General features: G+C 74.2%; 5 protein-coding genes. 2 read left to right on the top strand and 3 right to left on the bottom strand.

The window, feature by feature from the left end; all coding sequences use genetic code 11:
- Together VMN58_00300 and rpsT are read left to right on the top strand one after the other, a co-directional pair.
- A partial coding sequence (locus VMN58_00300; protein ID HUF31630.1) for an rRNA adenine N-6-methyltransferase family protein occupies positions 1-423 on the top strand: 423 nt, incomplete at its 5' end.
- A gap of 110 nt (positions 424-533) precedes the next feature.
- Positions 534-806, top strand: coding sequence for a 30S ribosomal protein S20 (gene rpsT, locus VMN58_00295; protein ID HUF31629.1), 273 nt, complete (start codon positions 534-536; stop codon positions 804-806).
- Between the two features lie 86 nt (positions 807-892).
- Here the strand turns inward: rpsT and holA are convergent, their stop codons facing one another.
- The 3 genes from holA to VMN58_00280 form a co-directional block, all read right to left on the bottom strand.
- A complete protein-coding gene (holA, locus tag VMN58_00290; protein ID HUF31628.1) occupies positions 893-1,894 on the bottom strand; it encodes a DNA polymerase III subunit delta in 1,002 nt (333 codons plus the stop codon).
- Positions 1,887-2,693: a dihydropteroate synthase gene (gene folP / locus VMN58_00285; protein HUF31627.1), complete on the bottom strand. Its 807-nt coding sequence runs from the start codon at positions 2,691-2,693 to the stop codon at positions 1,887-1,889. Before folP ends, holA begins: the two co-directional genes overlap by 8 nt.
- A gap of 12 nt (positions 2,694-2,705) precedes the next feature.
- A partial coding sequence (locus tag VMN58_00280; protein HUF31626.1) for a hypothetical protein occupies positions 2,706-3,005 on the bottom strand: 300 nt, incomplete at its 5' end.

Genomic DNA, 3,005 nt, shown 5'->3' with positions numbered 1-3,005 from the left:
CGGATCACCGAGGCGCTGCTGGCGTGCGGCGCCACGGTGCTCGCCGTCGAGCTCCACCCCGATCGTGCGGCGGGCCTTCGATCTCGCTTCGCGGGCGCAGCGGTCGTCGTCATCCGGGCCGACGCCACCGATCTGCGCCTGCCGAACCGGCCCTTCAAGGTGGTGGCCAACCCTCCCTTTGGCGCTGCGACCGCGCTCCTCCGACGCCTCACTGGACCTCGAAGCGCCCTGGAAGCGGCCAGCATCGTCCTGCCGGCGTGGGCCGCGGCACGCTGGACAGCCGGGCGCGGCGTCGGCGGCATGACGTCCAAGCGCCTCTTCGAGATCCGGCACCTCGGCCACGTGCCCCGGCACGCCTTCCGACCACCCCCGCCCGCCGACGCCGCTCGAATCCTCATTCGCCGCACCGAGGCCGGACGGTAGGAGGCGGAGCCGTCGCCCCAGCGCATTGCCCCCACCACCCGCCCGTTGTGACACCTCCGGGTGGCGCTGGTATCGTCGCTCGGTCCCTCGAGAACGTGGATGGAACAGCTGTGGCCAACATCAAGAGCCAGATCAAGCGCAACAAGCAGAACCTCGTCCGCCACGAGCGGAACAAGGCCGTGCGCACCGAGCTCAAGACCCGGGTGAAGAACGCCCTCTCGGCCGCCGAGGCCGGTGACGACAACACCGCCGAGGCCAGCCGCCTGGCCGTCACGCGCATCGACAAGGCCGCCGCCAAGGGCGTGATCCACAAGAACGCCGCCGCCCGTCGCAAGAGCCGCCTCGCCAAGCGCGTTGCGGCCAGCGGGGCAACCGAGTCCTGATCGGGCGCTCGGCCCTAGGCCGAGCCCGCTGAAGCAGCCTGCGAGCACCCACCCTGGCGGTGGGTGCGCTCGCGTCGAGGGTTCGGTCAGCGCCGGCTGCGGGCGCCGAGGCGGCTGAGCCGGGCGACGAGCACCTCCATCACCAGCCCATCGGGCCAGCCCTTGGTGCCGCGCAGGTCGAGGTCGGCTCGGGCCAGCAGGTCGATCGCCTCGGCGACCCCCTCGGTGCCGAGGCGCCGGGCCTGGGTGAGGGCCTTCTTGGCCGGAAAGGTCGAGCCCTTGATGCCGAGGGCCTGAGCGGCTGCCGCCTCGTCGGCGATCCCCGCGCCGTCGAGGCGCAGGATGCGGGCGTAGTGGCCGTGGAGCACGGCCATGAGCTGGAGCGGGTGCCGGCCGCCGGCCTCGAGCATCCGGTGGAGGGTGGCGATCGCCTTCTGGGTGTCGCCGCCGTCGATCGCATCGGTGAGGTCCCACGGCGGGACGGACCCTGCCTCGCCCATGAAGGGCTCGACGTCATCGGCGGTCACCCGCGCCCCGGCGCCGTAGGCGGCGGCGAGGGCGTCGAGGAGGCTGGAGAGGCGCCCGAGGTCCTCACCGAGGTGCCGGTCGAGGAGGTCGACGGCGGCCCGCTCGAGGCGCACCGGGGCGTCCTTGAGGTGCTGGTCGAGCCAGGCGCCTCGACCCTTCCGGTTGGCCGGCACCCCCGCGTCGACCACGTGGCCGACCGCCTTCACCGCCGGCGTCAGCTTGCGGGACATGGGACCGCCGCCCCCGGCGACGAGCACCAGGGAGGTGGACGGGAGGGGGTCGGCCAGGTAGCGGAGGATCGGTTCGAGGGCGTCGGTGCTCCAGGCCCCGACGTCCCGGGCGACGACGACGCGACGGTCCGTCAGGAACGGTGGGGTCTGGGCGGCGTCGGCCACTGCCGCCGCGCTGCCCTCCTGGTCGTCGGGGTCGGCGGTGTGGTCCTCGACCACCAGGCTTGCGTCACCGTCGCCCACCAGCTCGGTCACGAGGGCGCGCACCGCCTCCGATCGCAAGACGGCGTCGTCACCCTTGACGAGGTAGGCGGCCAGCGGTTCAGCCACGCGACACCTCGTCTCCGACGAGGGCGGCAACGACGTCGGCCACCCGGCGGGCGCCCCGCACGTCGTGGGCGCGGAGGATCCGGCAGCCGCCGATGACGCCGATGGCATGGGCGGCGTGGCTGGCCTCCCGCCGCTCCTCGGTCCCGAGGTCGAGGAGCGTTCCGAGGAAGGTGGCGTTCGAGGCCGACAGGCACAGCGGGTACCCGAGCCCGGCCAGGACCGACGACCCCCGCAGGAGGGCGATCGACTGCCGCCACGTCTTGCCGAGGTCGAGGCCGGCGTCGATGACGATGCGGGTCGGCGGCAGCCCGGCAGCCTCGGCGCTGCGGCCTCGCTTGGCCAACGACGCCGCCACCTCGGCCACCGTCGCGACCCCTACGTGAGTGGTGATCACCGTCGCCCCCGCTGCTGCGGCAACCGCCAGGTAGTCCGGGTCGGCGAAGCCGCTGCGGTCGTTGGCCACCACGGCACCGGCCCCGTAGGCGGCCCGTGCCACCGAGGCGCGCGAGGTGTCGCACGAGAGCGGCACCTCGAAGCGCTGGTGGAGGGCCTCGACGGCCGGGACGACGCAGTCGAGCTCCTCCTGCTCGCTCACCCCGGCACCGGCCCCCGGGGAGGGCCCCCCGACGTCGAGGACGTCGGCGCCCTCGGCCACCAGCTGCTCGGCCTGTCGGTGGAGGTGGTCGAGGCTCCGGACCTCCCCGTGGCCCGAGGACGGGTCGGAGGGATGGCGGAGGATGCCCATGATGAGTGCCCGCGAGGTGACGTCGTGGGAGCGGTCGCCGAGCTGGAGCTGCATCGGCGGCCGACGCTACCCGGGCGGTCCGGCCGGGCCGACCTCGACCTCGAGGGTCGGGCGCGCCGCGGTGACCTCGATGACCAGATCGCCGACGGTGACCGGGCCCGCCGGCACGACGGCGTCGCGGATGCGGTGGTCGGCGGGAGCGAGGACGGTGCCGACGGCCAGCCTCCTCCGCAGGATCAGCACGGTCGAGGCCGTCGGCCGCGTGCCGCGGCGCACCACGAGCACGTCGACGCGATCGATCCCGGCGAGCCGCAGGCGGTCGAGCAGGCGGCCCGGGTCGGCGTCGTCCACCACCAGCACCACCCC

The sequence above is a fragment of the Acidimicrobiales bacterium genome, from assembly GCA_035512495.1.
In the GTDB taxonomy this organism is placed as follows: domain Bacteria; phylum Actinomycetota; class Acidimicrobiia; order Acidimicrobiales; family CADCSY01; genus DATKDW01.
This window is presented reverse-complemented; position numbering and strand designations above follow the sequence as displayed.

Bases quoted from the DNA above. Each gene is read 5' to 3' on its own strand.
- folP (HUF31627.1), bottom strand. From the start codon at position 2,693: ATGCAGCTCCAGCTCGGCGACCGCTCCCACGACGTCACCTCGCGGGCA.